The sequence below is a fragment of the Streptomyces regalis genome (assembly GCF_001509475.1).
Taxonomy (GTDB): domain Bacteria; phylum Actinomycetota; class Actinomycetes; order Streptomycetales; family Streptomycetaceae; genus Streptomyces; species Streptomyces regalis.
Window position 1 is genome coordinate 88,603 of sequence record NZ_LLZG01000058.1, and the last position, 26,764, is coordinate 115,366.

General features: G+C 70.4%; 24 protein-coding genes and 5 pseudogenes. 7 read left to right on the forward strand and 22 right to left on the reverse strand.

Annotated features, from left to right (window positions below; genetic code table 11):
- Positions 1-87 precede the first annotated feature (87 nt).
- Entirely contained in the window at positions 88-1,155 is a 1,068-nt protein-coding gene (locus tag ADL12_RS10885; protein ID WP_062701049.1) for a LacI family DNA-binding transcriptional regulator, read from the forward strand.
- Between the two features lie 317 nt (positions 1,156-1,472).
- Here the strand turns inward: ADL12_RS10885 and ADL12_RS10890 are convergent, their stop codons facing one another.
- From ADL12_RS10890 to ADL12_RS56340, 6 genes and pseudogenes are all read right to left on the reverse strand, one after another.
- Positions 1,473-3,470, reverse strand: a complete 1,998-nt coding sequence (locus ADL12_RS10890) for a heavy metal translocating P-type ATPase (protein WP_079051960.1) — start codon at positions 3,468-3,470, stop codon at positions 1,473-1,475.
- A gap of 42 nt (positions 3,471-3,512) precedes the next feature.
- The gene (locus ADL12_RS10895; RefSeq protein ID WP_062700990.1) at positions 3,513-4,388 is read right to left on the reverse strand and encodes a metal ABC transporter permease; all 876 of its coding nucleotides are present in this window, start codon (positions 4,386-4,388) and stop codon (positions 3,513-3,515) included.
- Complete coding sequence (locus tag ADL12_RS10900) at positions 4,385-5,218, reverse strand: metal ABC transporter ATP-binding protein (protein WP_062700991.1); 834 nt, start codon at positions 5,216-5,218, stop codon at positions 4,385-4,387. Before ADL12_RS10900 ends, ADL12_RS10895 begins: the two co-directional genes overlap by 4 nt.
- Before the next feature lie 11 nt (positions 5,219-5,229).
- A complete protein-coding gene (locus ADL12_RS10905; RefSeq protein WP_062700993.1) occupies positions 5,230-6,171 on the reverse strand; it encodes a metal ABC transporter solute-binding protein, Zn/Mn family in 942 nt (313 codons plus the stop codon).
- A gap of 153 nt (positions 6,172-6,324) precedes the next feature.
- Positions 6,325-7,071 (reverse strand): SOS response-associated peptidase, encoded by a 747-nt coding sequence (locus tag ADL12_RS10910; protein WP_062700995.1) that lies wholly within the window; start codon positions 7,069-7,071, stop codon positions 6,325-6,327.
- A gap of 49 nt (positions 7,072-7,120) precedes the next feature.
- A pseudogene (locus ADL12_RS56340) lies at positions 7,121-7,327 on the reverse strand (DUF6766 family protein); the annotation flags it as partial.
- A 181-nt stretch (positions 7,328-7,508) separates the two neighbouring features.
- Between ADL12_RS56340 and ADL12_RS10915 the strand changes: the two are divergent.
- Positions 7,509-7,817: pseudogene (locus ADL12_RS10915) on the forward strand (XdhC family protein); the annotation flags it as partial.
- A 137-nt stretch (positions 7,818-7,954) separates the two neighbouring features.
- On the opposite strand, the pseudogene ADL12_RS10920 reads toward ADL12_RS10915, so the two are convergent.
- Positions 7,955-8,407: pseudogene (locus ADL12_RS10920) on the reverse strand (P-loop nucleotide/nucleoside kinase family protein); the annotation flags it as partial.
- A 6-nt stretch (positions 8,408-8,413) separates the two neighbouring features.
- On the opposite strand from ADL12_RS10920, the gene ADL12_RS53890 reads away from it, so the two are divergent.
- Positions 8,414-8,686, forward strand: coding sequence for a hypothetical protein (locus tag ADL12_RS53890; protein ID WP_159053139.1), 273 nt, complete (start codon positions 8,414-8,416; stop codon positions 8,684-8,686).
- Here the strand turns inward: ADL12_RS53890 and ADL12_RS10925 are convergent.
- The 9 genes from ADL12_RS10925 to ADL12_RS10965 form a co-directional block, all read right to left on the reverse strand.
- Positions 8,652-9,236, reverse strand: coding sequence for a GNAT family N-acetyltransferase (locus ADL12_RS10925; protein WP_062700999.1), 585 nt, complete (start codon positions 9,234-9,236; stop codon positions 8,652-8,654). The genes ADL12_RS53890 and ADL12_RS10925 overlap by 35 nt on opposite strands.
- 158 nt (positions 9,237-9,394) lie before the next feature.
- Complete coding sequence (locus ADL12_RS10930) at positions 9,395-9,769, reverse strand: VOC family protein (protein ID WP_062701001.1); 375 nt, start codon at positions 9,767-9,769, stop codon at positions 9,395-9,397.
- Between the two features lie 178 nt (positions 9,770-9,947).
- Positions 9,948-10,736 carry an MFS transporter gene (locus ADL12_RS10935; RefSeq protein ID WP_244187868.1) on the reverse strand — a complete coding sequence of 263 codons (789 nt, stop codon included), beginning with the start codon at positions 10,734-10,736 and terminating at the stop codon, positions 9,948-9,950.
- Between the two features lie 200 nt (positions 10,737-10,936).
- Positions 10,937-11,626 carry a PaaI family thioesterase gene (locus ADL12_RS10940; protein ID WP_062701003.1) on the reverse strand — a complete coding sequence of 230 codons (690 nt, stop codon included), beginning with the start codon at positions 11,624-11,626 and terminating at the stop codon, positions 10,937-10,939.
- 269 nt (positions 11,627-11,895) lie between these two features.
- Positions 11,896-12,915, reverse strand: coding sequence for a zinc-dependent alcohol dehydrogenase (locus tag ADL12_RS10945; RefSeq protein ID WP_062701005.1), 1,020 nt, complete (start codon positions 12,913-12,915; stop codon positions 11,896-11,898).
- A gap of 72 nt (positions 12,916-12,987) precedes the next feature.
- A complete protein-coding gene (locus tag ADL12_RS10950; protein WP_062701006.1) occupies positions 12,988-13,311 on the reverse strand; it encodes a putative quinol monooxygenase in 324 nt (107 codons plus the stop codon).
- A gap of 111 nt (positions 13,312-13,422) precedes the next feature.
- Positions 13,423-14,571, reverse strand: coding sequence for a serine hydrolase domain-containing protein (locus tag ADL12_RS10955; protein ID WP_062701009.1), 1,149 nt, complete (start codon positions 14,569-14,571; stop codon positions 13,423-13,425).
- A gap of 2 nt (positions 14,572-14,573) precedes the next feature.
- Positions 14,574-16,097: a flavin-containing monooxygenase gene (locus tag ADL12_RS10960; protein WP_062701011.1), complete on the reverse strand. Its 1,524-nt coding sequence runs from the start codon at positions 16,095-16,097 to the stop codon at positions 14,574-14,576.
- A 56-nt stretch (positions 16,098-16,153) separates the two neighbouring features.
- On the reverse strand, positions 16,154-17,191 hold the full coding sequence (locus ADL12_RS10965; RefSeq protein WP_063806645.1) for an AraC family transcriptional regulator: 1,038 nt from the start codon (positions 17,189-17,191) through the stop codon (positions 16,154-16,156).
- Positions 17,192-17,417: 226 nt separating this feature from the next.
- Here ADL12_RS10965 and ADL12_RS10970 point away from each other — a divergent pair, with 226 nt between their 5' ends.
- Positions 17,418-18,002, forward strand: coding sequence for a TetR/AcrR family transcriptional regulator (locus ADL12_RS10970; RefSeq protein ID WP_079051961.1), 585 nt, complete (start codon positions 17,418-17,420; stop codon positions 18,000-18,002).
- 13 nt (positions 18,003-18,015) lie between these two features.
- Here the strand turns inward: ADL12_RS10970 and ADL12_RS10975 are convergent, their stop codons facing one another.
- Together ADL12_RS10975 and ADL12_RS10980 are read right to left on the reverse strand one after the other, a co-directional pair.
- Complete coding sequence (locus ADL12_RS10975) at positions 18,016-18,492, reverse strand: tautomerase family protein (protein WP_062701015.1); 477 nt, start codon at positions 18,490-18,492, stop codon at positions 18,016-18,018.
- A 127-nt stretch (positions 18,493-18,619) separates the two neighbouring features.
- Entirely contained in the window at positions 18,620-19,468 is an 849-nt protein-coding gene (locus ADL12_RS10980; RefSeq protein ID WP_062701017.1) for an aldo/keto reductase, read from the reverse strand.
- A gap of 72 nt (positions 19,469-19,540) precedes the next feature.
- On the opposite strand from ADL12_RS10980, the gene ADL12_RS10985 reads away from it, so the two are divergent.
- On the forward strand, positions 19,541-20,218 hold the full coding sequence (locus ADL12_RS10985) for a helix-turn-helix domain-containing protein (protein WP_062701019.1): 678 nt from the start codon (positions 19,541-19,543) through the stop codon (positions 20,216-20,218).
- Positions 20,219-20,309: 91 nt separating this feature from the next.
- Here ADL12_RS10985 and ADL12_RS10990 read toward each other — a convergent pair whose 3' ends face one another.
- Positions 20,310-21,005: an SDR family NAD(P)-dependent oxidoreductase gene (locus ADL12_RS10990; protein ID WP_062701021.1), complete on the reverse strand. Its 696-nt coding sequence runs from the start codon at positions 21,003-21,005 to the stop codon at positions 20,310-20,312.
- Positions 21,006-21,107: 102 nt separating this feature from the next.
- Here ADL12_RS10990 and ADL12_RS10995 point away from each other — a divergent pair, with 102 nt between their 5' ends.
- Together ADL12_RS10995 and ADL12_RS11000 are read left to right on the forward strand one after the other, a co-directional pair.
- A complete protein-coding gene (locus ADL12_RS10995; protein WP_062701023.1) occupies positions 21,108-21,986 on the forward strand; it encodes a helix-turn-helix transcriptional regulator in 879 nt (292 codons plus the stop codon).
- A gap of 143 nt (positions 21,987-22,129) precedes the next feature.
- Positions 22,130-22,993 (forward strand): class I SAM-dependent methyltransferase, encoded by an 864-nt coding sequence (locus ADL12_RS11000; RefSeq protein ID WP_062701025.1) that lies wholly within the window; start codon positions 22,130-22,132, stop codon positions 22,991-22,993.
- 128 nt (positions 22,994-23,121) lie between these two features.
- On the opposite strand, the pseudogene ADL12_RS11005 reads toward ADL12_RS11000, so the two are convergent.
- The 3 genes and pseudogenes from ADL12_RS11005 to ADL12_RS11015 all read right to left on the reverse strand — a co-directional run.
- Positions 23,122-23,425, reverse strand: a pseudogene (locus tag ADL12_RS11005) (SbtR family transcriptional regulator); the annotation flags it as partial.
- 272 nt (positions 23,426-23,697) lie between these two features.
- A pseudogene (locus ADL12_RS11010) lies at positions 23,698-25,852 on the reverse strand (xanthine dehydrogenase family protein molybdopterin-binding subunit).
- A 29-nt stretch (positions 25,853-25,881) separates the two neighbouring features.
- On the reverse strand, positions 25,882-26,646 hold the full coding sequence (locus ADL12_RS11015; protein WP_244187869.1) for an FAD binding domain-containing protein: 765 nt from the start codon (positions 26,644-26,646) through the stop codon (positions 25,882-25,884).
- Positions 26,647-26,764: the final 118 nt, after the last annotated feature.

Here is a 26,764-nt window from a genome sequence, read left to right on the forward strand (position 1 = left end):
CCGGGAACCCGCCCCGTCGGCCTGCCTATGCTGGGGTCTGCCGGGGCGGGACACCACCGCCGTACCGACGTCGAGGAAACAGCCATCATGACCCGCAGCTCCGCCGACGGCTCCGCTCCGAGGGGACGCAGCAGACGGAACTTCGCGGGCTCGCGTCCCGTGATGGACGACGTGGCCCGGCTGGCCGGTGTCTCCAAGCAGACCGTCTCGCGCGTCCTCAACGACCATCCGTCGGTGCGGCCCGAGACCCGCGAGACGGTTCTGGCGGCCATGCGGACGCTGGGCTACCGACCGAGCCGCAGTGCCAGGTCGCTGGCCAGTGGCCGGACCCGGATGCTCGGCGTGATCTCCTTCGACGCGGCCCGCTACGGGCCCGCCGCCATCCTCACCGCGATCAACACCGCGGCCCAGGAGGCCGGTTACCTGCTGAGCTCGATCGCGCTGGACACGGCCGAGCCGGACACGGTGGTCGAGGCGGTGAACCGACTGTCGGCCGAGGGCGCGGACGGGGTGATCGCCATCGCCCCCCAGCTGTGGGTGGGCAAGACCCTTGCGGACACCCGCCTCGACACCCCGCTGGTCGTGCTGGAGAACGGCCTCGACGTCGACACCCAGCAGGTCACCGGCGACTCCCGGGCCGGGGCCCGCAAGGCCGTCGAGCATCTGCTGGGGCTGGGCCACCGCACCGTGTGGCACATCGCGGGCCCGACCGGCTGGACCTCCGCCGACCACCGGACGGGCAGCTGGCAGGCCTCTCTGGAGGCCGCCGGCGCCGAGGTCCCGGCCCCGCTGATCGGCGACTGGAGCGCCGACTCCGGCTACGAGCTGGGCCGACAGCTGGCCCGGCACCCGGAGGTCACGGCCGTGTTCGCCTCCAACGACCAGATGGCCCTCGGTCTGCTGCACGCCCTGCACGAAGCCGGCCGCTCGGTCCCGGACGACGTCAGCGTCGTGGGCTACGACGACATCCCCGAGGCCGCGCACTTCCTGCCCCCGCTGACCACCGTACGCACGGACTTCGCCGAGATCGGCACACGCTCGCTGCGCCTGCTCCTGAGCCGGCTCGACGGCCCCGCCGAGCCGCCCCCGGTCGACACTCTGGTCCCGGTCGACCTCGTGATCCGCCGCAGCAGCGGCCCGGCGCAGGGACACTGACGGCCCTCCCCCGAGAGCGCCTCCGGCGGCCGGAAGTCACCTGTGGGCACGCCCGTCCCGTTGATGGAACCGCACATCGCCGCGCGGTCACAACCGGGAGCCGGCCCCGGCCCCGGGCGGCGCGGCAGCAGCCGCCCGTGCCTACCTGGACGGCAAGCGGACCTCAGCCCGGAGACCCCGAACACCTTGAACGCCTACGACGTGACAGTGTCCGAGGACAGGGTGACGGTCGGCAGCTGTCCGGCCGGCGCCGCGATCAGCAACGAGCCGACGCCCAAGCTCTACCAGTTCACCGCGACCGGCGGTCCAACGGCCCGTCAGTCCCTTCGGCCGGTCCCGTCGGTCGCCGCCCGCTGCCAGGCTCCCTCGCGCAGCAGGCGCAGGCCGTTCAGGCCGACGAGGACCGTGGAGCCCTCGTGGCCGGCGACGCCGAGCGGCAGCGGCAGGGTGCCGACCAGGTCCCAGGTGACGAGGCCCGCGATGAACACCCCGGCGATGGCGAGGTTCTGCACGACCAGTTTGCGGGCCCGGCGGGAGAGGGCGACGGTGGTGGGGACGGCGGCGAGTTCGTCGCGGACGATCACCGCGTCGGCGGTCTCCAGGGCGAGGTCGGAGCCCGCCCGGCCCATGGCAACGCCGATGTGGGCGGCGGCCAGGGCGGGCGCGTCGTTGACACCGTCCCCGACGACCATCACCTTGCGGCCCGCGCCCTCCAACTCCTTGACCGCGCCCGTCTTGTCCTGCGGCAGCAGCCCGGCGCGCACGTCTTCGATGCCGGCCTCGGCGGCCAGGTGGGCGGCGGCCCGGGGGTTGTCGCCGGTGAGCAGGATCGGGGCGGCTGCGGTGAGGGTGGTGAGTGCGGCGACGGTGGCGGCTGCGTCTGGGCGCAGGCGGTCCGCGATGCCGAGGACTCCTGCGGAGGCGCCGTCGACGACCACGAGGACGGCCGTACGTCCGGACAGTTCGAGTTCCCCGGCGAGCGTGGCGGCCGGGCTCGCGTCACCGTCGGTGTCGTCGAGCAGGCGGGCGGGGGCACCCACCTCGACCGTGCGGCCGTCGACCAGGGCCCTCACGCCGACCCCGGGCGCTGAGGCGAAGTCCTGCGCGGAGGGCAGTTCGAGGTGGCGCTCGTGTGCCGCGGCCACGACGGCCCGGGCCAGCGGGTGTTCGCTGGGGTGCTCGGCGGCCGCGGCGAGCGAAAGCAACTCGTCCTCGTCCAAGTCGCGTCCGGGCAGCGGCCGTACGTCGGTGACGCGCGGCGTGCCCTCGGTGAGGGTGCCGGTCTTGTCCAGTGCGACGGCGTCGACCTGGCCGAGGCGTTCCATCGCCACCGCCGACTTCACCAGGACACCGTGCCGGCCGGCGTTGGCGATGGCCGACAGCAAGGGCGGCATGGTGGCCAGCACCACCGCGCACGGCGAGGCCACGATCATGAAGGTCATGGCGCGCAGCAGCGCCTCGGAGAACGCCTCACCGAAGGCGAGCGGGACGCCGAACACGGCGAGCGTCGCGGCCACCATGCCCAGCGAGTAGCGCTGTTCGACCTTCTCGATGAACAGTTGGGTGGGGGCCTTCGTCTCGGACGCTTCCTCCACCATCCGTACGATCCGGGCGATCACGGAGTCGGAGGCGTCGCGCTCGACCCGGACGCGCAGGGCGCCGGTGCCGTTGAGGGTGCCGGCGAACACCTCGTCGCCCGGCTCCTTCGCCGCGGGAAGCGGTTCGCCGGTGATGGTCGCCTGGTCCACCTCACTGGCGCCGTCCAGCACCCGGCCGTCGGCTCCGACGCGCTCGCCGGGTCGCACGAGGACGGTGTCGCCGACCGCCAACTCCTCCACGGGGACGGCCTGTTCGGTGCCGTCGGGGCCGATCCGGGTGGCCGTGGCGGGGGCGAGGTCGAGCAGTCCGCGTACCGAGTCGGCGGTGCGCGCGGTGGCCAGCGCCTCCAGGGCACCCGAGGTCGCGAAGATGACGATCAGCAGGGCGCCGTCCATCACCTGCCCGATCGAGGCGGCGCCGAGCGCGGCGACGACCATCAGCAGATCGACGTCGAGGGTCCTGTCCTTCAGCGCCTTGAGCCCCTCCCAGCCCGGCTCCCAGCCACCCGTGGCATACGACAGCGCGTACAGCGGGCCCCAGGTCCAGGCAGGTGCTCCGGCAAGTTGCAGGGGCAGCGCGAGCAGGAACAGCACGGTGGCCGCGACGGCCCAGCGGACCTCCGGCAGTGCGAGGAGCCGCGTACGCCGCCGGGGCACGTCGCCGGACCGCGCGGACACAGCTCGGTCGGCCGACGGCGAGGTAAGCGTGGAAGTCATGCACGACACGATACAGGAACAGATGAAGACTCATTCATGTCTTCATACTGGAGCGGCTCGCGCGGCTCCCCACCGCCGTGCCCGGGACCTGCCCACCAGCCTGCACACGAGGTAGATCGTGAAGGAGATCGTGGTGACGTATGGGCTGATGGGAACGCTGCTGCCCAGGGCCAGCAGGATCCCGCCCTCGATGGAGGCCACCGCGAACACCACGCTCAGCGTCGGCAGGAGCACCGGTGAGGCCGTGATCCGGGCCGCGGCCGCCGCGGGCGTGACGACGAGGGTGAGGACCAGCAGCGCCCCGACGATCTGGACGGACAGCGCGACCGCGAGGCCCAGCACGATCATGAAGGCGAACGACAACCCCCGTACCGGCACGCCCCGCGCCTCGGCCACATCCGGGTCGGCGCTGGCGAAGGCGAGCGGCCGCCACATCACGGCCAGCGCCACGAGCACCACCGCCGACGTGCCGAGCAGCCACGACATCTGCGGGGTGTCGACGGCGACGATCTGCCCGGTGAGGAGGCCGAACTTGTTCGCCGCCCGGCCCTTGTACAGGGCGAGGAAGAGCACGCCGAGGCCGAGGCCGAAGGGCATGATGATGCCGATCACCGAGTTGCGGTCCCGGGCGCGCGTACCGAGCAGCCCTATGGCTCCGGCGGCAATCAGGGAACCGACGATCGAGCCGGCCACGATGTTCACGCCCAGCAGCAGCGCGGCCGAGGCACCGGCGAACGACAGCTCGCTGATCCCGTGCACCGCGAACGGCAGGTCCCGCATGATCACGAAGACCCCCACCAGACCGCCGACCAGGCCTAGTGCGACGCCGGCGATCAGGGAGTTGCGGACGAGGGCGAGCAGTTCGCCGTAGTTGTCGAAGTTGAAGATCTGCTGCCAGATCCCGTCGGCGATGGTCATGGCCGTACTCCGTGCGGCAGTTCGGGGTGATGCGGCGGCTGCGCCACCTCGTCGGGCACGCCCACGACCGTGATCCGGTCCCGGACGCGGATGACGTCGACCGGCGTGCCGTACAGCTGCGACAGCGCCTCGGAGGTCAGCACCTCGTCGGGTGCGCCGACCCGGAAGCCGCCGCGGGCGAGGTACAGCACGCGGTCCACGAGTCCCAGTACGGGGTTGATCTCGTGGGTCACGAAGACCACCGCCGTGCCGTGGGAGCGGCGCCGGGCGTCCACCAGCTCCGTCACGGCCCGCTGATGGTGCAGGTCGAGGGAGAGCAGTGGCTCATCGCACAGCAGGATCCGGGGGTCGGTCGCCAGCGCCTGTCCGATGCGTACGCGCTGGCGTTCGCCGCCGGAGAGCAGGCCGACGGGGACGTCCGCGTACGCGGCGGCCCCGACCGAGGCGAGGATCTCGTCCACGCGGCGGCGTACGGCGCTGGTGCGCAGCCGGGGTCCGAAGCCGTGCCCGTCGATGCCGAAGCGGACCAAGTCCCGGGCGCGCAGCATGGCGTGCGCGGACAGCGTTCCCTGCTGCGGGACGTAACCGATGTGCCGACTGCCGCCCCGGGGCGGACGGCCGAGCACCGTCAGCGTGCCGGCCGACAGCTGCCGCCCGCCCAGCAGGGCGCGCACCAAGCTGGTCTTGCCCGATCCGTTGGGGCCGAGCACGGCCAGGAACTCGCCCGGCCGTACGTCGAGATCGAGGTCCCGCCACAGCACGCGCTCGCCGTAGGAGAGGGCCGCTGCCCGCAGGCTGATCACCGCGGTGTCCGTGCGAGGGTCGGACACGCCGACGCGCCTCACTTGGCCAGCGCGTTCGCGAGCGCGTCGACCTCGGCGGTCATCCAGCCGAGGTAGTCCTTGCCCTTGGGCAGGGTCTCGGTCACGGGGACGACCGGGATCCCGGCCGCCCTGGCCGCCTGCTCGGCCTTCTCGGTCTGCGGTCCGGAGGTCTGCTCGTTGTAGACCAGCGCCTTGACCTTCTTGCCGGTGAACAGTGCCAACGTGTCCTGCAGGGTCCTCGGGGAGACGTCGTCGCCCTCCTCGATGGCTTCGCTGAACGCCGCGGGCGTCGCATTCTTCAGCCCACTCGCCTCGATCATGTACAGCGGCACGGGCTCGGTGATGGCCACCGCCTCGCCGCCGTGGTCGGCCTTGATCTTGGCTTCCTTCTGCTCCAGGGGCTTCAACTTCTCCTTGAAGTCCTTGGCGTTCTTCGTGAAGGTGGCGGCGTCGTCCGGGGCCGCCTTGGCCAGGGCGGCGGCGATGCGGTCGGCGAGCTTGGCAGCCGTGGGGAAGTCGTACCAGACGTGCTCGTTGAGCTCCCCGCCCGCCGGGGCGCTCTTGCCGGACACCTTGACCGCGTTGATCACCTCGGCGGACGAACCGCCGCTCGTTTTCATCATGCGGTCGATGAAGTCGTCGTAACCGCCGCCGTTCTCGATGACGACCTTCGCCTTGGACAGCGCCAGCTGGTTCTGCGTGTTGGCCTCGTAGGAGTGCGGATCCTGGTCGGGGTCACTGATGATCGAGGTGACCGCCACCTTCCCGCCGCCTATCTGCTCGACCATGTCCCCGTAGACATCCGTCGAGGCCACCACCGGGACGACGGAGGCCGCGGCGGGGCTCTGCGCTGCGTCGGTGTCGCTTCCGGAGTCCGAAGAGCTGCCGCAGCCCGCAAGGAGGATCAGGCAGGTGCCGGTTATCAGCGGGGCAAGACGTCGGGACGAGGGCGCGGGCATGGATACCTCCGAGGCACGGCGAATGGTCCGCCGAGCTCCATCCGTCCCGGCTTCGGCTCCACGCTAGATGAAAATGGATATCAAGAGCCTCGCTCGGGCGTCCGCGGGCGCAGCCCTTACCGAGAACTCACCTACTCCGGTCGCCTGCACCGGTCAGGGGGCGGGGACCTCGTCCAGGAGCTGGGGGCCGTTGTTGCGGACGCTGTTCACGGCCGGAGAGACGGGTCGGGCGTCCAGGTGGCCGCCTGCCGGTGGGGTGAGCAGGGTGCGCAGGTCGTCGGTGGCCTGGTGGTGCGGGTCGAGCCAGGCGTCGTAGTGGTCGGGGGTGAGGGCGAGGGGCATGCGGGGGTGGATGCGGCCTGCCGCGTCGGTGGCCTCGGTGGTGATGATCGTGCAGGTCAGCAGCCAGGCGGCAGGGTCGTCGGCATCCTTGATCTCCGGATCGCGCCAGTACTCGTACAGGCCCGCCAGGGCCATCACCTGCCCGTCCTCCGGGTGGATGAAGTAGGGCTGCTTACGGACCTTGCCCGACTTCCGGTCCTTGACCTCGTCCCACTCGTAGAAGCCGTCGGCCGGCAGCAGGCAACGGCGTTTGGCGAACGCGCGGCGGAAGGCCGGCTTCTCGTGCACGGTCTCCACCCGGGCGTTGATCAACCGCGCACCGATCTTCGCGTCCTTCGCCCACGAGGGCACCAGGCCCCAGCGCAGGGGCCGCAGTCGGCGCCGGGCCGGCTCGTTTTCGGCAGCGCCGCGCGGCGTGCGCTCGAGGACGGCCCACACCTCGTCGGTCGGGGCCACGTTCCAGCTCGCCGCGAGGGTTTCCTCCGGATGCCACTCGGACACCTGGAACAGCTGGGCGAGGTCCTCGGGGCCCCGGGAGGAGGCGTAGCGGCCGCACATACTGCCACTGTGCCGCATGGGAGCGAACTGCGCTCCGGCTCGTCATCCCCCCCTCCACGCCGGTCGCGGTGTGCGCGGCGCCGACGGGCTTGGACTCCGGGGAGCCGCGCTGGCGCAGGTAGATCGACAGGACGACCATCGACGCCACCGCCAGCAGCTCGGACTGCCAGTTCTGCAGGGTGCGGTTCCAGAAGTCGGCGGAGGTGAGGTACTGGGCCCAGCTGATGGGGGCCTGGAGGCCGCGCAGTTGCTGTTCGACCGTGTCACGCTCTCACCCGCGCTGGTGGCGCGCCGCACCACAGCGCCACCGCCGGCGTCGCGCGACGGCGATACCTGACTTCCCTGACTTCCGCGATCAACTACGGCCGAGGGCACGTGTTCGCTGGAAGGCCGTGGTCGGCAGGCGCGGAAGCCGCCGCACCTCACATCCGAGTCGCGGCTATCGGGTCACCGTGTGCGACGCCCGCCCGGTCTTCGCCACCCGCGCGCGCTTTCCACATGCGGACGACGTCGCGGCCGACCGGCCGCACCGCTACCGGGAAAGCACGGCCTGGACGCCCGTACGGCTGTCTGCGTCCTCACCCACCGCCCTCGCCTTCGGCGCTCGCACGCTCGACGAAACCGCCGTGCCCATCGCAGCGGAGATCATCGCCCGCACCGGCAAGGGAACGAGCCTGCCCCTGTCCCAGACCGCCGGCCCGATCCATCAGCCGACCCGGCAGGAACAACCGGCCTCAGTGAGCTGAGTGATCGAAGGGCCGATCGCCCCTGGGGTCTCCGCCGCGGACCCGCTCCCCGTCGGGGCGCGGCGGTGGCATTGTGTGACGCCCCCACGCTGGACGTAAGCCGGGTGCGAGTTGTGCGGTGTGGACCGAAGGCGATCAAGGCTGTGGAGGAGGACGGCGAGCGATTCCTGTGGGTCTTGCTCGGCGGTGTCGATGACGATGTGTTCGCGGTCCCATGATGCGTAGTCGCGGTCGAGGATCTGCTGCCAGTCGGGCAGCGGCAGGTCGGGGATGTCGACCGAGCGTGAGGTGACACGGCGTCGATGCTCCGCCGGAGCGGAGCAGATCACTTCCACCTCGGCGACGGCCACGGCTGCCTTGGTCTCCACGTCCCGCCAGCTGTCCCGAGTGACGGCGAGCGGGTTCACCGACTCCGCAATCACGGTCAGTCCCTGGTGGAGATACTCCTTGGCCAGGGCGTATCCGACGACGTAACCGACCGGTCCGACGGGGTGGTGAGCCAGGCCGGAGCGGACGATGGCCTGCTCGATGGTGTCGACCCGCAGGGTCGTCTTTCCCGTTGCAGGCAGTCCGCCGATCACGATGAGCATGCACTCATGCTGCAGGAATTGCCGCCGAAGGTCGGCAACATCCGCAGGCTCCAGCTCCACGCCCTGGATCCAGGCCACCGCGCCTCATCACCATCGCAGGGCGGCCCCGACCCACTCCGCCTGGCTGCTGTCTGCCTGGCCGCCGTCTTCGGCATCAGCACAGCCACCGCCATCCGCTACGCGAACGCCGCCCGCTCGCCCTCCCGGACCGGACGCCGATCAACAACCGCCCTGACCACCCACGTCACGACGAACAGGGGGGCGTCTCAGTCGGTGTAGCGGCGATAGCAGATGTCGAGTCCGGCTTCCAGTCCTGGACAAGGAGCCCGAGCAGCACCTCGTCCAGGAACTCGCCCATCACCCAGGCCGAGGAGCGCAGCACGCCCTCGCGGACGAAGCCGTTGCGCTCGGCGGAGCGCAGCATCGCGAAATTGTCCGACAACGTCTCGATCTGCAGCCGCTGCAGGCCGCGCACGATGAAACCGTAGTGGCACAGCACCGCGACGACGTCGGTGCCGTAGCCCTTGCCGCGCGAGGACGGCAGCAGCCCCAGCCCGATGTGCGCGGACCGGTTGTGATTGTCGATGCCCCACAGCGTCGCGGTGCCGACCAGCGTGCCGCCGTCCAGTTCCACCACGGAGAACGGGACGTGCCCCTGCTCCTTGTCGTCCACCACGAGCCGCGGGTCCTTCGAGCCCGGCGTGATCGGCCGCCACGGCCCGCTTTCGGCCCGCGAGGAGTTGACCACGTCGTCGTAGAGCTCGGCCCGCAGGATCGGGATGTCGTCCTCGTGCCGGGCCCTCAGCCCGACCTTGTTGCCCTTCAGCATGCAGGCTTCTTATCCGACCGGGCCGGCCTGCGGCAAATGAATACGACGCCGGCTCAGTTGGTGTAGCGGCGGTGTCAGATGAGGGCGCCGGCGATGCGACGAATGCCAGGAAGTGCTCGGAGCCAGGACTGGGCCCGATGGACTCAGTGGAAATGGACTCAGTGGAAGCAGAGGCAGAACGGATGGCCGGCCGGGTCCGCGTAGATCCGCCAGTTGGCCCCGGGGCGGATCTGGTCCGTCCTCTCCAGCACGGTCGCGCCGAGGGCGAGCGCCCGCTTCTCCTCTCCGTCCAGGTCGTCCACGTCGAAGTCCAGGTGGAGCTGCTGCGGGCGCTCCTGGCCGGGCCATTCGGGCGGTTGGTAGCCGTCCACCCGCTGGCAGGCCAGCGGTGTCCCCTCGAACCCGTGCACCTCGACCCAGTCGGGCTCGTCAGGGTCCGCGATCACCCGGCCGCCGAGCAGATCCGCGTAGAACTCAGCGAGCCGTACCGGATCAGCGCAGTCCAGCGCGACCGCCTGCAGCTTTCGGATCACTTCCAACACCCCTCGCTCTTAGGCCGCTTCCGCGACGCCCCGGCACGGGAGGGGTCGTACCCGCCACCGCGGCGGGCATGCGCGGCGGCACGCCGGACCGCCGCCGGGCTCCACCCAGAAAGCGCGAACAGAACCCCGTCCGCCGAGGCCAGGCTGGCCGTGGCGGCCGCAGATCGCGTCACGGCCCTCGTACGGCACGCGGAATCGCTGCGGTTCCGCATTCAACAGCCAAGCCATCGGCTACGTTTTCGCCGGCCAGCCGGTCGGGTTGCGCTGAACATGTTCGAGGTAATAGGGAACCCTGCACTCTTTCGTTGCTCAGCACCTTGGCGGCGCCTACCCGCACCTCTCGCTGATCGAGGGCAATGATTGATCCCCGCCTGATCGATGTTGCCGTCCTTGTCCAAATTCCCGGTCGGGGCGGTGACCTCCTCGCGGCGGCGAGCAGCACCCCGGCGCCCGGGCGGCCCGCCGCGCCGAGGACGCTCACCAGGGCCGGGCCGGCCAGGTAGGACACGCCGTTGGCGAGGGCCTCCAGGGCGAAGGCGGTGGGCAGCGCGGCAGCCCGTTCGCCGGACAGCAGGGCGGACCAGCGAGCGGCGGACAGGGCACTGAGCTGGGGCAGCGTTGCCCCGACGAGCACTCCGGCGACGAGGTCCACAACGGCGCCGACGAGCAGCAGCGCCACGGCCCCGGCATGTGCGCCCAGGGCGCAGGGAAGTACCCGCGTCTGCCCGAACCGGTCGACAAGGCGACCGATCTGGGACCCGGCGACGGCGTCCGCGACAGCGAACCCACCGGTGACGAGACCCGCGGCGGCATACGACCCGGTGCGTGCGTGCACCAGCCAGACAATGCCGATCCCCGTCATGGCGATGCCCAGACGCCCGACAGCGGCCGGAAGGAAGAAGGCCGCGGCACCCGAAGTGCGCAGCAGGGTGCGGTAGTTCGCCGAAGCCGAAGGCACGACGCATCCCTTTCGCCCGACGCGCACCCCACGCCGACTCCGTCACCGGGCAGATGTCATGCGGTAGTTGATGACTTCCTCGAGCGTAGGGGAACGGCGCGCATGAACGAACCAGGGAGCAGTTGTTCCCGACGGGCGGCAGGTCTCCTACGACCGCTTCGCCGGCCAGGCCCGGCAGGACGGCCAGGTCGGTGAGGAGGTCACGTGCCCGGAAGGCTTGGGAACAGCGCGCGGGCACGGTCGGGGTCCGGAGACACAAAGACGCCGTCCGCTGCCACCAGGACCGTGGCGTGGTCCTCCTCGGTGGTGATGACGCCGCCTACCGAGACTCTTCGGTCCTCGACCCCGGTGACCTGGGCGAACGCGCGCAGAGGCGTGTCCAGAGGAACGGGACGGTGGTAGCGCAACTGGAGGGAGACGGTCATCGCCGGCGTCCCGGCGGCGACGCAGGCCCAGCCCATCAGTTCGTCCAGGAGCATGGCGCTCATGCCTCCGTGCCCGTAACCGGGCGGGCCTTCGTGCGCTTTGCCGAGGACGCAGGTTCCCGCCACTCCGCCGTCGGCCGGCGTGACGCGCATGGGGGGTGCGAGTGGGCTGCCGGCACCCGTGACAGGGCTGTACATCCGCACCCCTCCCGGAAACTCGTCCACCGACGGGATCTCCGCGCGTGCGCGGCGCCGCCCGGTCAGCTGCCTGGTGAGGCTGCGGACTCCGTCCGTCACGCGGTGCAAGGTGTCCGGCGAGGCCGCGGTGCGGACGGTGGCGTCGACCAGGGCACGCAGCTCGTGGCCCAGTGCGGCAATCGCCGCCCGTTCGTGTTCCGGTTCGTGGTGTGCCGGTTGTTCAGGGACGGCGCTGGTCGTGGCGTGGTCATTCAAAGACGAGTTCATCGCGTTTCCGGGTGTCGCCGTGCTGCATGTCGCAGCCCGGTGGGGGTCAGCCTGTCGTGGTGGGGATCGGGGCGGTGTCGCGTACGAGGACGGGCTTGAGGTTCTTCTCGCGCAGGGCGTCGGGAAGTTGTTCCCGGCCGAGGATGCGGGAGACGGCCCGTGCGGGACATCGATGTCGGAGGCGGCGAGGCCGAGGCCATCGGTGCCCCTCCCCCATTCACGGACCGACCCACCGCGCCCCGCCACGACGGACCGTAGGGTCTGCCGCCTCAGTTCTCCAGGACGAAGATCGGCTTGTGGCCGGCGCGGTCCGAGGTCAGTACGTCGGGGATCTCGTCCCAGCCGTACACTCCGCTGGTGACCAGCTCGGGATGGAGCGTCCCCGCGGCCACCGCCTCCAGCGTCGGTGTCATGTTCGGCCGCGCGTGCCCCTTGCCGTTGTGGAAGTGGACTCCGCGCTGGTACAGCGCGAGCAGTGGGAGCTGGACCTCGTCGAAGTAGATGCCGACGCTGTTGACGTAGCCCTCGGGCATGACCGAGAGCAGCGCCTTGCGCAGCCGCTCGGGGTTGCAGCTGGCGTCCACGGCGAGGTGGAAGTCCTTCTCCCGCTTGCCGTTGATGTCGTGGACCTCGGCGCCGAGTTGCTCGGCGACCTTCATCCTGACGGGGTCGTCGTCGTAGTACACGGTGCGGGCGCGGGCGCAGTGGACCGCGACGTCGACGCAGTACAGGCCGATGGAGCCGGTCCCGCCGAATACCGCGATCTTCGGGTCGGAGATCCCGGCGACGGTCGGCATCACCGTCTCCCAGCCGAGGGCGAGGTTGTCGCCGATCGAGGCCAGGTGCACCGGATCGACGTCGGCGGGCAGCTTGGCGAGATTGAAGTCCGCGTAGGGAACGCGGATGAGTTCGTCGAAGGTCCCGCCCCAGGCCCCGTTCACCGGAAGTCCGTACTGGGCGTCGCCGTGGACGAGACAGCGGGCCGGGTGTCCGAGCCTGCACTGCGCGCAGTTGCCGCAAGCGATGTGCCACGCGACGCCGACGACGTCGCCGACCGCGACATCCGTGCAGTCGGGGCCGACCTCGACCACCGTGCCCACGCACTCGTGGCCGATCGGGAACGGGCCGAATCCGGAGAACGGCGTCTTGTCGTCGATGACATGGTGGTCGAGATCGCATGTCGTGGCCGCGAGCGGGCGCACGAGCGCGTCCGTGCCCTCGACGATGGTGGGGGCGTCGACCTCGTCGAAGCGCAGGTGTCCGGGCGCAACGAACATCAGGCTCTTCATGGGAAAGCTCCTCGGTCTCGTGGGGAACCCGGGGCCGGCCGGGGTGCCGGTCGACCCGGTCGCCGTACTCGGTCAGACGGCGCCGGCGTCCGGGTCGCCGGCGGAGATCGCGTCCAGGAAGACCATGTCCGGGGGGCCGGCCAGTGCCTGCGCCAGGGCGGCGCCCACCTCCCGCATCGCGGCACCCTTCATGTGCGCGCCCAGCGCCTCCTGCGAGGCCCACTTCTCGATCATGACGAACTCACCGGTGGTACCGGCCTTGCGGTGCAGCGCGTACCGCAGGCATCCAGGCTCGGCGTGCACCTTGGGCAACGCCGCCGCCAACGTCTTCTCGACCAGCTCTTCCTGGCCGGGCTTGGCGACCATCGTCGCCACCAGAACCACCGGATCTGTCATGGGCTCACACCTTTCACCTATATGACACTCGTTATAATTATGACACGCGTCTTACCTGGCAGTTCACACCAGCGGCGGGCAGCTCCACATCGGCGTGGGGACTGGCGCGACTCATCGGTGCACCTTTCCCAGGGACGCGAAAGCGGCCTCGACGTACTGGTGTGTGCGGTCGCTGCCGAGGATCCCGGTGCCCATGCTGTTCATGACGTACGAGATCGCGGCCCGGCGTTCGGTGTCGATCACGACCACCGATCCGCCCCATCCGGTCCAGAAGCAGATCCGTCCTGGCGGGAGATACGGCACCGCCGGCGACGGCAGCCCAAAGCCGATGCCGAAGCGCAGATGCGCTCCGAGTACCAGGTCGGGGCCGTCGGACTGCCGGCTGAAGATCAGGTCGATGGTCGACGGCGACAGCAGGCGTACGCCGTCCAGCGTGCCGCAGCAGGCGATGACGGAGTGGATCCTGGCGAGCGACCGGGCATTGCCGTGGCCGCCCGCCGCACCGATCTCGGCGCGACGCCACTCGGGACGCCACGACTCGTCGGCACCGCCCAGGGGGCCGGTGAAGGTCTTCATCGCCACACCGTTCGGGTCGGCGCCGGCGAGGTCACTCGACCGGAACGGCGGCGGTACGACATCGGCGACCCTGCCGAACTCGGAGTCCGGCAGACCGATGTGGAAGTCGGCGCCGAGCGGACCGGCGATCTCCTCGGCGACGAACCCGCCCAGGGTGCGCCCGTCGATCCGCCGGACCAACTCGCCCACCAGATGACCGTAGTTGAGCAGGTGGTAGCCGGACGCCGTGCCCGGGGGCCACCACGGCGCCTGCGCGGCCAGCCGGGCCGTCGACGCCGGCACGTCGAGGACGTCCGCGACGGTCACCGGCCGGTCCCAACCCGAGACGCCGGAGGTGTGCGACAGCAGGTGCCTGACGAGCACGCCTTCCTTGCCGCGCGCGGCGAACTCGGGCCAGTACCGGGCCACCGGGGCATCGATGTCGAGCAGTTGGCGCTCGACCAGCAGCAGCGCCGCCAGGGACGTGACCGTCTTCGTGCACGACCACACGTTGGTGATCGTGTCGCGCCGCCACGGCGCCGACCGGCCCTGGTCGGCCCATCCGCCCCACAGGTCGACCACCGGCTCCCCGTCGACCGTGACCGCGACGCAGGCACCGAGTTCCTCGCCCGCGTCGAGGTTCTCGGACAGCCGCGCGGCCAGCTCCGCGAAGCGCGGGTCGCACACTCCTTCCAGCTCCGCCATGGTCAGCCTCCCGTCCGGACGTCGTCGCCGGCCGGACGCACCGCCGCGCGGGGCACGCCGCGCAACTCGCGGCGCAGGCTCGCGCGCGCGATGTCGGCCACGTCCAGCAGATAGGTCTGGTGCATCCGCCATGGGGCGCGGTGGCCCTGCCGTGGAAAGCTCTGGACGCCCCGCTGGACGTAGCCGGAAGCCAGCTCGATCATGGGCTGCTCCCGGACGCCGGGTTCCGCGGACGGGGTGACCGCCGCGAGGCCGGCGCGGCGCATGTGGTTGAGGACCCGGCACACCAACCGCGCGGTGAGATCCGCCCGCATCGTCCAGGACAGGTTGACGTAGCCGAAGCAGAGCGCGAAATTCGGCACGTCGCTGAGCATGGCGCCCCGCCACAGCAGGTGACGCGCGGGCTCGACCGGCTCGCCGTCGACGCTCACCGCGATGTGGCCGAACGCCAGCATGCGCAGCCCGGTCGCCGTCACCACGATGTCGGCCGGCAGCACCCTGCCCGACCGCAACCGGATCCCCTCGGCGACGAAGCCCTCGATCTGATCGGTGACCACGTCGACCTCCTCGCGCTGGATCGCCTTGAAAAGGTCCGCGTCGGCCGTGATGCACAGCCTCTGGTCCCACGGCGCGTACGACGGGGTGAAGTGCTCACGCACCGCGTCCTGGCCGATCCGCCGCGCGGCGGCCGTGGTCAGCAGCGCCCGCGCCCGGTCGGGGAAGCGTCGGCAGTAGTGGTAAAAGCCGTTGGAGTAGGCGGCGTTGCGCGCCCTGATGACCCGGTGCGCCAGTGCGGCGGGCAGCCGCCGCCGGACCCTGGCGGCGAACCGGTCCCGGCGCGGCAGCGCGCTGATCCATGTCGGCGTGCGCTGCAGCATGGTCACTTTCGCCGCGTCCCGGGCCATCGCGGGGACCACCGTGATCGCGGTCGCGCCGCTGCCGATCACGACGACACGCTTGCCGGTGTGGTCGAGCCCGTCGGGCCAGAACTGCGGATGCGCCACCGTGCCGGCGAAGGACTCGACGCCCGGGAACTGCGGGTCGTGGCCGCGTTCGTGGTCGTAGTAGCCGGTGCACATGTAGAGGAACGAGCAGGTCATGGTGGACCGCCGCGGACTCTCCTCGCCGCCGCTCCGTTCGACGGTCACCGTCCAACGGGCCGTCTCGCCCGACCAGTTGGCCGAGATCACCTTCGTCGAGCAGTGGATGTGGCGGTCGATGCCGAACCGTTCCACGGTGCGCCGCAGGTAGTCGAGGATCTCGTCCCCGTCGGCCATGGAGTTCTCGCCGGTCCACGGCTGGAACGGAAAGCTGAGCGTGTAGATGTCGGAGTCGGCGCGGACCCCCGGGTACCGGAACAGATCCCACGTCCCGCCCAGGGACTCACGGGCCTCCAGTACGGCGTACGACCGGTCGGGGCACCGCGACTGAACCCGGTACGCGGCGTCGATACCGGAGATACCCGCGCCGACGATCAGGACATCGACATGGGCGGGCAGCGAGGCGGAGCGTGGGGAGCTGGTCATGGCACCCGAGTATGGAAACGCTCCGAGAGCTCCGCTTTACCCTGGGCGACAAAAATTTAACTCTGCCCGACACGCGGTGACAGAGGAATGCGCTTGGCGTCACGGCGGACCTGCGTCGGCGTCCGGCCGAACCAGCGGCGCGCCGCACGCGTGAGCGCCGCCTGCCCGGCCAGCTCCACCAAGGACGCGACCTGCGAGAACGGCATGTCGGTCCCCGTCAACAGCCGGTGCGCCGCATTCTTGCGTACGTCGTCGAGGATCGCCTGGAACGAGGTGCCCTCCTGCGCCAGCCGCCGCTGCAGCGTGCGCGGATGTATGTGCAGCCACGCCGCGACCAGGTCGATCCGCGCGGGAACCGTGCCCAGGGCGCGCCCGACCGCCGACCGCACCGTGGTCGTGACGCTGTCGCGGGGATCGGTGTAGTGCGCCTCCAGGTACTCCACGACCATGCGCCGCAGTTCGGGGTTGACCGGGGTCGACATCGGCTGGACGAAGAGCTTGGCCGGCACCCGCAGCAGGGCGCGTCCGGTGTTGAACCGGACCGGTGCCCCGAAGAACTCGGTGTACACCGACTCATCCGTCAGGGGCGGATGAGGCATGTAGACCCCGAGCAACTCGTATCCGCCGCTCATCGTGATGAGATTGCGGTGCAGCAGCCCCAGACCCGCGTCGATCGTCTGCGGCTCGTACGGAGTATCCGGATGCAACATCCGGTATTCGACGGCGCCCACCCCCGCATAGCGCTCGGGATCCTCCGCACGAGACAGACGAATGCCCTGGTTGTGCACGAAGAGGAACCGCGACGCACAGTCCAGACCCTCTCCGACCGTGTCGCAGTTACCGACCGCCAGAGCCAGCGGGCCGAGCATCGACATGTCCTGGTACGCCGCCAGACGCAGTCCGAGATCCGGACAGTCCAGCTTCTTCGTGGCGCGGCGCAGGATCCGCCCGGCCGTCACCGCCGGCAGCAGCCCGTGGTCGGAATCCAGGTCACCCGGTGAGACGCCGAACTCGGCGAGCAACCCCGCCCCGTCGCCGCCGAGATCGTCGATCAGCCGGTCGATGCCCCGGATCGCAGCGGCCCGGATTTCCATCTGCAATATCCCCACGCTATGGCCGCCAGGACGGCGCCCTCGGCGACGTACGGTTCATGCATCGCCGTTGCCCGTCTCGCCCTGCCCACCGGCATTCCCCCGCAAGGCGTCGTCCGCGGCCAGTCCGGCGGCGGCCGGGACGGCGTGATCCATCTGCTTCGTATATCTGCTTCGCGCTATGCTATGACGATCGTCATAGCCGGTGGGTTCAGAAGGGGTTTCGTCCGTGACCAAGTCCAGTACGACAGTGCGCCAGCGGATCGTGGCCGGTGCGGCCGACATGATCAGTCGGCGCGGCCTGAACGCCACGAGCATCCGCGAGACGGCCAAGCATGCCCGGGCACCACTCGGCTCGACGTATCACTACTTCCCCGAGGGCAAACAGCAACTCGTCACCGAGGCAGTCCGCTACACGGGGGCATGGACCGCCGGCAGTCTGCGCAAGGAACTTCAGGCGGGACCGGTCGCCGGACTTCGCGCCTTCCTTGCCCTGTGGCGCAAGATCGTCGTCGACAGCGACTTCCGGGCCGGCTGCCCCGTCCTGGCCGTCTCCGTCGAGGAGCCCCCTACCGATGAGCCACCGGCCTCTCTCCTGGCCGCCGCCGACGTCTTCACCGAGTGGGAGAACCTGCTGGCCGGATCGTTGCGTGAGCACGGCGCCGAGCCACGGCAGGCGGCTCAGCTTGCGACGCTCATCGTCGCAGCGGTCGAAGGGACCGTGGCCATGTGCCGCGCCAAGCGCAGCACCCAGCCCCTCGACGACACGGCGGAGCAGTTGCAGGCCCTGGTCCTCGCCGCGATCGAGGGCTGATCGAGGACTGGCTTCACGCCCCCAGTGCCGCGCGGACGGCCTTGACCCGCTCCTCGGTGAAGACCCCGCTCTCGAGGAGCGGCAGGACGGACAGCACACCCCCCGACGACCCCCAACTGCCCTCGTCGATCACACGGAAGTTGACCCACCAGGCCGGCGCCGGCTTCTCCAGCCCACAGGCCGCCGCGAGCGCGGCCAGCACCCGCTCGATCACCTCGGCCCGCACGTCCTGCTGCCAGGCGGCGTCCATGACCGCGACGTCGATCACCATGACGTCGAGGTCATGATCGGCGTCGGCCAACAGCCGTCCGCCGATGGCCATCATGTCCCGCTCACGCTCGACGAAGTGCACCTGAAACCCGGCCCTGGCGGCCGGAGCGTGCTGCCCGACCTCGGGCACCAGCACCGCGTCGGTCAGCGTCTCGGCCAACTCACGACGCTGCTCAAGGCTCAGGCGCCCCTTCGGGGTATTCACGGTGATGATCGTCACGACAGCTCCTATGACACTCGTTATAGAACAGCAGCAGATTACACAGTTCTGGAGCCACTGTCATACCGAGCGCCGGTGTTCGCGCGCCCGCTTGATCCTGGCCCGATGACGATCCGGGGACCTGACGTCAGGCGATGTCGGCGAGGTCTTCCCCGGTCAGGGTGATCCCGGCGGCGGCCATGTTGTCCTCGATGTGCGAGAGGGAGCCCGTGCCGGGGATGGCCAGGGTCACCGGGGAGGAGGCCAGCAGCCAGGCCAGGCCGATCTGGGACACGGAGCCGCCGTGCCGGGCGGCGACCTTGGCCAGACGCTCATCGTCGAGTTCCCGGCCGCCACCGAGCGGGAAGAAGGGCACGAACGCGATACCGGACTCCTCACAGGCGGCCAGCAGCTCCACGTCGCCGCGCTCGGCGGCGTGGAACTCGTTCTGCACGGCCGCCACCGGCGCGATCGCGCGGGCCTCGGCGAGGTGGTCGATGTCGATGTTGCTGAGGCCGAGGTGCCGGATCAGGCCCTCCTCGCGCAGCGCCGCGAGCGCCTCGAAGCGTGCGGCGAGGGATTCACCGCGCGGGGGTTCCATGGGGCCGATGCGCAGATACACAAGATCGAGGCGGTCCACGTCCAGGCCTTCGAGGTTGGCCTCGACGAGGCCACGCATGTCGGCCAGGGTGGCGTGGTGCAGGCCGCCTTCACGGATGATCGGGCCCACCTTGGTGGCGATGACCAGGTCGGACGGGTACGGATGCAGGGCCTCGCGGATCAGAGTGTTCGCTCGCACCGCACCGCCGGCACTGACGTAGAAGTCGGCGGTGTCGATGTGGTTGACGCCGAGTTCGACGGCGCGCCGCAGTACGGCACGGCCGGTCTCGGGGTCGCGGGCGAGACCACCCATGCCGTCCTTGGACGGCAGGCGCATGGCACCGAAGCCGAGCCGATTGATGGCCAGGTCTCCACCGAGGCGGAATTCATTGTTCATGAGCCCAGCCTGCACAGCCTCAAACCTGCTGACGAGGCAGTGGCACCTTGCTGCCAGGGACACAATGAACGCATGCCACAGAACATGGTCCTCAGGGGTGATCTCGAGTTGCGGGCACGGGTCGTGCCCCTGGCGGAGTCGTACGACGCGGAATGGGTCAGCGCCGCGCGCGACCTCGACACCTGGCCCGGCGCCCGCGCGGCCGCACGACTGCGGGCCCGACGTGACGGGGCACGTCGGGCCCGCAAGCTGTACAGTCCCGCCGTACTCGCCGACGAGGGCGACCGGGAGACTCTCCGGGAGATGGCCGCCCACGGCATGCAGGTACGCATCGCCGCCACCCCGCTCTCGCAGGGAACGGTCTTCATCGACCGGCGAACCATGTTCCTCACCCATCCCACAGCCGCCTCCGCGTCCCCGTCCGCTCGCGGCCACGGTCACCGTACGTACACGATGAGCGCCGAACCCGCCCTGGTCAGCGGGGCGTACGCGCTGTTCGAAGCCGCGTGGGAGACCGCTACCGACCTGGCAGCCTTCTTCCACCCCGACCGGCCTCAGATCGACACACAGGCCCGTGCGGTGCTGCACGCACTGGGCTCCGGTGTGACCGACGCAGCAGCCGCACGAGACCTGGGCATGTCGCTGCGCACCTACCGCCGCCGGGTCGCCGAACTCCTCGTCGCCCTGGGCGCGGACTCACGTTTCCAGGCCGGCATGCGCGCGGGCGAGTTGGGCCTGACCCGCAGGTGAGCGGCCTTCTCCAGCCGAGCCACTGCCGCAGCACACGGGTGACGGCCCCTTGTGAGCAGCAGCCGGGGCACGCCCCGGATTCAGGGGTGGATCACCAGGCCAGCTCACCGTGACGGTCACGGAGGGTTCCGGTCGGTCCGTCCGCCCCGATGGTGGCGAGTTCGACGATCGCGTCGGTTCCCTCGGTCACGGTCTGCGGGCCGCTGTGACCGTTGAAGTCGGTCGCGGTGTAGCCCGGGTCGACGGCGTTCACCTTCATGTCCGGCCAGGACTTCGCGTACTGCGTGGTCAGCATGGTCACGGCGGCCTTCGACGCCGTGTAGAGCGGCGCGATGGCCCGGCCCTCGACGCGCTCGGCGTCGTGGGTCAGCGCGAACGACCCCATGCCGCTGGACACATTGACGATGACCGGGCTCGCGGCCTTGCGCAGCAGCGGCAGGAACGCGTGCGTCACCCGGACGATCCCCACGACATTGACCTCGAACACCTCGCTGGCGTCAGCGGCCGTGATCTGCTCGGCGGGGCTGTGTGTCCCGAAGACACCTGCGTTGTTGATCAGGACGTCGATGCCGCCCTCGTGAGCCCCGATATCGGCGGCGGCCGCAGCCACTGACGCGTCGTCCGTCACATCGATCTGGACGAAACGGGCCCCGAGCGCGTCGGCGGCCGCCCGGCCGCGCTCCGGATCACGCGCACCGACGAGCACGGTGTGGCCGGCCTCGATCAAGCGGCGGGCAGTCTCATACCCGAGGGACTTGTTGGCTCCGGTGATGAATGTTGTAGTCATGCGTCCACTCTCGGCGCGTGACGAGAGGACAACCAGTGCTCTCCGTGACGGTAGGACAGCCAGTACCAGGCACAACGACTGTCCGGCGGACACAATGGCCGAGTGGACGAGACCCTGGGCACGGCACTGCACCGCTGGCGCGACCGCCTTTCTCCCGCCGACGTCGGACTGACCTCACGGCCCGGACGACGCGCGGTGGGGCTGCGACGCGAGGAACTGGCCGAGCTCGCAGGGCTGTCGGTCGACTATGTGGTCCGCCTGGAGCAGGGCCGCGCCACGAGCCCTTCGGCGCAGGTCGTCGCGAGCCTGACCAGGGCACTGCAACTGCAGCCCATGGAGCGCGATCACGCCTACCGGCTGGCCGGCCTCCTGCCTCCCCAGGAGGGAACGGTCTCCACGTATGTTCCGGCCGGGGTCCAGCGGATGCTGGCCCGCCTCGGGGAGTTCCCCGTGGGCGTGTTCAGCGCCGACTGGACCTTGCTGTCCTGGACCCCCGCCTGGTCAGTACTGATGGGCGACCCCAGCGCACGAACACACGACGAGCGCAACCTGGCACGGGCGGTCTTCGCCACAGGGCCCAGCCGGCTCACGTCCTGGCCCGTGCTCCAGGACCGCGACGCCCTGAAACTCGCCCTCGTCGCCGACCTGCGCACAGCTCTCATCGACTACCCCCGCGACCGCGGCCTGACCGACCTCGTCGAGGAACTGCGTTCCACCAGCACGGAGTTCGCCCGGCTGTGGGACGAGGGCACGGTCGGCCCGCACGTCTCGGCCCGCAAGACCGTCGTACACCCCCAGGTGGGTGAGGTGATCTGCGACTGCGACGTGCTCACCGTCCCAGGCTGCGACATCCGCCTCGTCGTCTACACGGTGGCAGCAGGATCCGCCGACGCGGAAAAGCTGGAGTTCCTACGGGTCACGAACGGCGCCCGCGCAGACGGCCCCTCACCTCCGGGTCCCGGCCTGTTCTCCACGCCGTAACGATCGGGCCGACCGGACCCGTCCAACCGCCGCCCTCCTCGTGTCTGGACCGGACGGAGGCAGCCGAGTCACCCGCCTGCTGGAAGCCGGTCGCGACGGCGCGCTCGACGAAACCTGGGACATCACGAAGGACGGGAAAGAAAATGACGGAACACGCCATCCCGGCCACTGGGGCCCAATCCGACGCGTACGCCGACTACCTGCTCGGAGGCTCGGATCTGGAGCACCGGCGTCTCATGCTGCAGGGACGGATCCTGCGTTCCTCCACGGATCGGTTCCTGCGCCTGGGCGGTCTGAGGCCCGGCATGTCCGTCCTGGACCTCGGTTCGGGGATGGGTGACGTCTCGATGCTGGCCGGCGAGGTCGTGGGGCCGCGCGGGCGGGTCCTGGGCATCGACCGCGACCAGGTGACCACGGAGAAGGCCCGCCGCAGGGCGGAGAACGAAGGCTTCGGCGGAAGCCTCGAGTTCGAGGTCACCGAGCTCGACGGCTTCGATACCACGGAGCGCTTCGACGCCGTGGTGGGCCGCTACGTCCTGATGTACCAGAAGGATCCCGCCGACACGCTCCGCCGGTTCACGCGGTTCCTGCGGCCGGGCGGGATCGTGGCGTTCCACGAGGTCGACTTCACCGTTCAGAACCCCAGTTGGCCGCCGAGCCCTCTGTGGGACGAGTGCTACCGGCTGCTCTCCGAGGTGTACCGGGTCACCGGAACACCTCCGGACTTCGGCCGCCGGCTGAACCGCGCCTTCCTCGATGCCGGACTGCCCGCCCCGACGGTTGAGTGCCAGGCCCCGGTCGCAGCGGGCGGGGACTCACCGATCGTTCCGTGGCTGGCGTACACGCTGCGCAGCATCGAACCGGTGCTGGCGAAGACGGGTCTGTCCCTGCCCGAGGGCCTCGTCGCCGACGACACCCTGCCGGACCAGCTGGAGAAGGCCGTGCTGGAACAGGGCAGTCAGGTCCTGGGGGCGTTGCAGTACGGCGCCTGGACCAGGGTGCCCTGAGGCACAGCCGACAGGCAGCGGGCGTCGGCGTCCGGCGCGTTCCTGGCCGCGCCGACACGCCCCGCCCCTTCCGCGTCCCAACCGCCGAAGGAGCCCAGCCGTGTCTGACCGACCACCCCTGGCGCTCGTCACGGGCCGGGCCGGCGTCGACCGGGCGCTCCCGCGCACAAGCCGTCCATGATGATGTCCAGGAGGCGGGCGGCCTGGGAATGCCAGTCGCCGCCGGGGTCGATCTCCCAGATGCCCGCGATGGCGAGGATGAAGTCGTCGGTGGTCACGCCCGCGCGGATGGTACCGGCCTTGCGGTTGGCGTCGAGCAGGAGCTCGACCATGGGTGAGCTGCTGCACCTCATGGCTGTGCACCTCCAGGACGAGCGCCTCACGATGGGGAAAGTTGCGGTGGAACGTCCCCTGCCCGACGCCCGCCTTCTTGGTGCGCGGGCGAACGAGTCCGGCTTGAGCGGGCGGTGCACGCCCTCGTCCTGTCATGCAAGGACGTCAAGCCTCACGAGCCCGTCACGGCCCCGCGTTGTTCAGGATGGCGTGCGCTCCGGGAAAGGGGGTCGAGCGCACCGCCGCCGTGCCCCCCCGGGGGGAAGAGGACGCGGCGGCGGCCCTGATGCCCGGCGGTGTGGCGTCGTAAGCGCCGGGCGTTCGTGGGGAATCCCCGGGTGGCCGGCGGGTGAACCGAACCGCCCGGCCGTTCAGAGCAGGGCTTCGGGGGTGATGGGCAGTTCGCGGATCCGGCGGCCGGTGGCGTTGAAGACCGCGTTGGCGATGGCGGGCGCCACTCCGACGATGACGATCTCACCGAGCCCCTTGACGCCGATCGGGTCGGCCTCGTAGTCCTCCCCGTCGATGTAGACCGCCTTCAGGTCGGCGGGGATGTCGGCGTGCACCGGCACGAGGTAGTCGGCGAGGTTGGCGTTGACGATCCGGCCGTCACGGTGGTCGGTGACGGTGTGCTCCAGGAGGGCCTGGCCGATGCCGCCGATCATGGCGCCGATGGCCTGGCTGTCGGCGAGTCTCGGGCTGATGATCCGGGCGGCGTCGTACACACCGACCATGCGCCGGACCCGTACCAGGCCGAGGCTTGCGTCGACGGCCACTTCCGCGAAGGTCGCGGCGTAGGCGTAGAAGGAGAACTTCTCCGATCCGGACGCCCCGGCGTACGAGCCGAGCGCTTCGAGGTGGGTGAGGTCGTTGCGGGCCAGGAGCCGCTGGTACGTCTCCCCGCGCGCGGGGTTGTCCTTGACGTGCAGCCGGCCGCCGCGTACGACGACGTCAGCGGGGTCGACGCCGTGCAACGGTGATACCTCGTCCTTGACCGCGAGCGTGATGGCCTGCCCCCGCAGCTTGTCGCAGCCGTCCTGGACGGCAGGGCCGACACTGGCCATGGTCTGCGAGGCGGCGTGGACGGGGGCCGGGGGCATGAGGGAGTCGCCGAGCCGGAAAGTCACCTGACGCATGGTCAGGCCGAGGGCGTCGGCGGCGACCTGGGTCATGGACGTGGCCGTGCCGGGACCCATGTCGCTGGTGCCGGACTGCAGCAGGGCGCTGCCGTCGGCGTCGAGCCACCGAGACCTGGGCCTCGCTGCGCTCGGTGTCGTAGACACCGGCAGCCATCCCCATACCGACGAGCCAGTCACCGTCGCGCGTTGAGCGGGGCTTCGAGTTGCGCCGGTGCCAGCCGAACTCGCGGGCGCCCACGCGGTAGCAGTCGCGCAGGCGGCGGGTGGAGAACGGCAGCCCGCTGGACTCGTCGGCGCTGGGTTCGTTGCGCAGCCGCAGCTCGATCGGGTCGAGGCCCAGTTCGTGGGCGAGTTCGTCCATCGCCGACTCGCCGGGGTAGGCGCCGCTGGCATAGCCGGGACCGCGCATGAACGTCGGTGTGTTCACATCCAGCGGTACGTGCCCGTACACCTGGCGGACGTTGGGCGTGCTGTAGAGCATCCGGCCGGGAATGAGCACGCCTTCCCTGTGCGTTTCGTAGCTGGAGGTCTCGGCGCGGGCATCGTGCACCGACGCGGTCAGGCGGCCCCGCCGGTCGCTGCCCAGCCGCAGTCCGTACTCGTATGCGGGCCGGAACCCCACGCCGAAGTACGTCTGCCTGCGGGTGAGCGCGAGTTTCACGGGGCGCTTCACATCCCGGGCAGCCATGGCCGCGATGACGGTGTGCACCCAGGTCCGGCCGGCGCTGCCGAAGCCACCGCCGAGGACCGGAGCGATGACACGGATCTTGTCCCGCGTCAGGCCGAACTCGGCGGCCATGGTCATCACGGTGCCACTCACCCAGTTGGTCTTCTCCCACAGAGTGAGCCTGTCACCGTCCCAGCGGGCGACGGTGTTGGCCGGCTCCATCGGGTTGTGGTGGTTGCGGGCCATCCGGTACGCCAGGTCCAGCTTGACGTCGGCGGCCTTCAGGGCCTCGTCCGCGTCGCCGCGTGCATAGGTCTCCGGGGCGCCCGCGGGGTCGGCGGCGCCCATGTCGGTCGAGGGAGGCTGGGCGTCGTAGGAGACCTTCACCAGGCTCGCGGCGTGCTGCGCCACCTCCAGCGTGGTCGCCACCACGACCGCGACGGGCTGCCCGAAGAACCGGACGCGGTCGTCCTGGAAGGCGCGCAGCGACCCGGGGGGCGGATATGGCCCCTGCAGGGGCGGGAGCTTGGGCGCGTTGAGGTGGCTGATCACCTTGAGGACGCCGGTCTGGGCGAGGGCGGCGCGGGCGTCGATGCCGGTGACACGGCCGCGGCCGACCGTGCTGTCGACGATGACCGCGTGCACGACCCCGTCGGGGTTGTTGTCGCTGGCGTACTTCGATCTCCCGGTGACCCTCAGCCGTGCGTCGACCCGGGGCACCGACGCGCCGACGGCTGCCTGTGGCTGGCTCACTTGGTGCCTCCTACGGTGCGCAGCTGGCGTTCGACGGTGCGTCTGAGCAGCTCGGCCTTGAAGTGGTTGTGCCGGAGGGGGTGGGCCCCGTCCGCCGCCCGCTCGGCCGCCTCGGCCCACAGGGCTTTCGAGGGCCGCTCGCCGATGAGCTGCCGTTCGACGGCGGGCAGCTTCCAGGGCACGGTTCCCACTCCCCCGGCGGCCACCTTCGCCGCGCGGATCACACCACCACGGATGTGCAGCGCGACGGCCGCCGAGGTGAGGGCGAACTCGTACGACTGCCGGTCACGCACCTTCAGATAGCCCGACTTCAGTGGCCGTGGGTGGGCCGGGATCTCCACAGCGGTGATCAACTCACCCTTGCGCAGGGCCTGTTCGCGGTTCGGAGTGCTGCCGGGCCGCAGCAGGAAGTCCGCGAACGGGACGGTGCGCGCGCCGTCCGGGCCCAGCAGGTGCACGCTCGCCTCCAGCGCCGCGAAGGCCACGGCGGCATCGGAAGGGTGCGTGGCCACGCACGACTCGGACGTGCCAAGGATCGCGTGGGTGCGGTTGAAGCCCTCGCGGGCCGCGCAGCCGGAGCCCGGCTCGCGCTTGTTGCAGGCGGCGGACACGTCACGGAAGTAGGTGCAGCGGGTGCGCTGCATGATGTTGCCGCCGATCGTGGCCATGTTGCGCAGCTGGGGCGACGCGCTCAGCTCCAGCGCCTGGGAGATCACCGGGTACGAGAGGCGCACGCTCGGGTGGGCGGCGGCCTCGGCCATGTGGTGCCTCCGTGCGGTGGTGGTGCTGGTGCCTCCCGACGGACGACCTCGCTGTCGATTCCCTACGGAGCGATCATTCGCAATTCCTAATTGGCAGCCGAGTCGTCGTGGGGCATCG

Bases quoted from the DNA above. Each gene is read 5' to 3' on its own strand.
- ADL12_RS10885 (WP_062701049.1), top strand. From the start codon at position 88: ATGACCCGCAGCTCCGCCGACGGCTCCGCTCCGAGGGGACGCAGCAGA.
- ADL12_RS10890 (WP_079051960.1), bottom strand. From the start codon at position 3,470: ATGACTTCCACGCTTACCTCGCCGTCGGCCGACCGAGCTGTGTCCGCG.
- ADL12_RS10895 (WP_062700990.1), bottom strand. From the start codon at position 4,388: ATGACCATCGCCGACGGGATCTGGCAGCAGATCTTCAACTTCGACAAC.
- ADL12_RS10905 (WP_062700993.1), bottom strand. From the start codon at position 6,171: ATGCCCGCGCCCTCGTCCCGACGTCTTGCCCCGCTGATAACCGGCACC.
- ADL12_RS10910 (WP_062700995.1), bottom strand. From the start codon at position 7,071: ATGTGCGGCCGCTACGCCTCCTCCCGGGGCCCCGAGGACCTCGCCCAG.
- ADL12_RS53890 (WP_159053139.1), top strand. From the start codon at position 8,414: ATGCTGCAGGAATTGCCGCCGAAGGTCGGCAACATCCGCAGGCTCCAG.
- ADL12_RS10925 (WP_062700999.1), bottom strand. From the start codon at position 9,236: ATGCTGAAGGGCAACAAGGTCGGGCTGAGGGCCCGGCACGAGGACGAC.
- ADL12_RS10940 (WP_062701003.1), bottom strand. From the start codon at position 11,626: ATGAACTCGTCTTTGAATGACCACGCCACGACCAGCGCCGTCCCTGAA.
- ADL12_RS10945 (WP_062701005.1), bottom strand. From the start codon at position 12,915: ATGAAGAGCCTGATGTTCGTTGCGCCCGGACACCTGCGCTTCGACGAG.
- ADL12_RS10950 (WP_062701006.1), bottom strand. From the start codon at position 13,311: ATGACAGATCCGGTGGTTCTGGTGGCGACGATGGTCGCCAAGCCCGGC.
- ADL12_RS10955 (WP_062701009.1), bottom strand. From the start codon at position 14,571: ATGGCGGAGCTGGAAGGAGTGTGCGACCCGCGCTTCGCGGAGCTGGCC.
- ADL12_RS10960 (WP_062701011.1), bottom strand. From the start codon at position 16,097: ATGACCAGCTCCCCACGCTCCGCCTCGCTGCCCGCCCATGTCGATGTC.
- ADL12_RS10965 (WP_063806645.1), bottom strand. From the start codon at position 17,191: ATGGAAATCCGGGCCGCTGCGATCCGGGGCATCGACCGGCTGATCGAC.
- ADL12_RS10980 (WP_062701017.1), bottom strand. From the start codon at position 19,468: ATGAACAATGAATTCCGCCTCGGTGGAGACCTGGCCATCAATCGGCTC.
- ADL12_RS10985 (WP_062701019.1), top strand. From the start codon at position 19,541: ATGCCACAGAACATGGTCCTCAGGGGTGATCTCGAGTTGCGGGCACGG.
- ADL12_RS10990 (WP_062701021.1), bottom strand. From the start codon at position 21,005: ATGACTACAACATTCATCACCGGAGCCAACAAGTCCCTCGGGTATGAG.
- ADL12_RS11000 (WP_062701025.1), top strand. From the start codon at position 22,130: ATGACGGAACACGCCATCCCGGCCACTGGGGCCCAATCCGACGCGTAC.
- ADL12_RS11015 (WP_244187869.1), bottom strand. From the start codon at position 26,646: ATGGCCGAGGCCGCCGCCCACCCGAGCGTGCGCCTCTCGTACCCGGTG.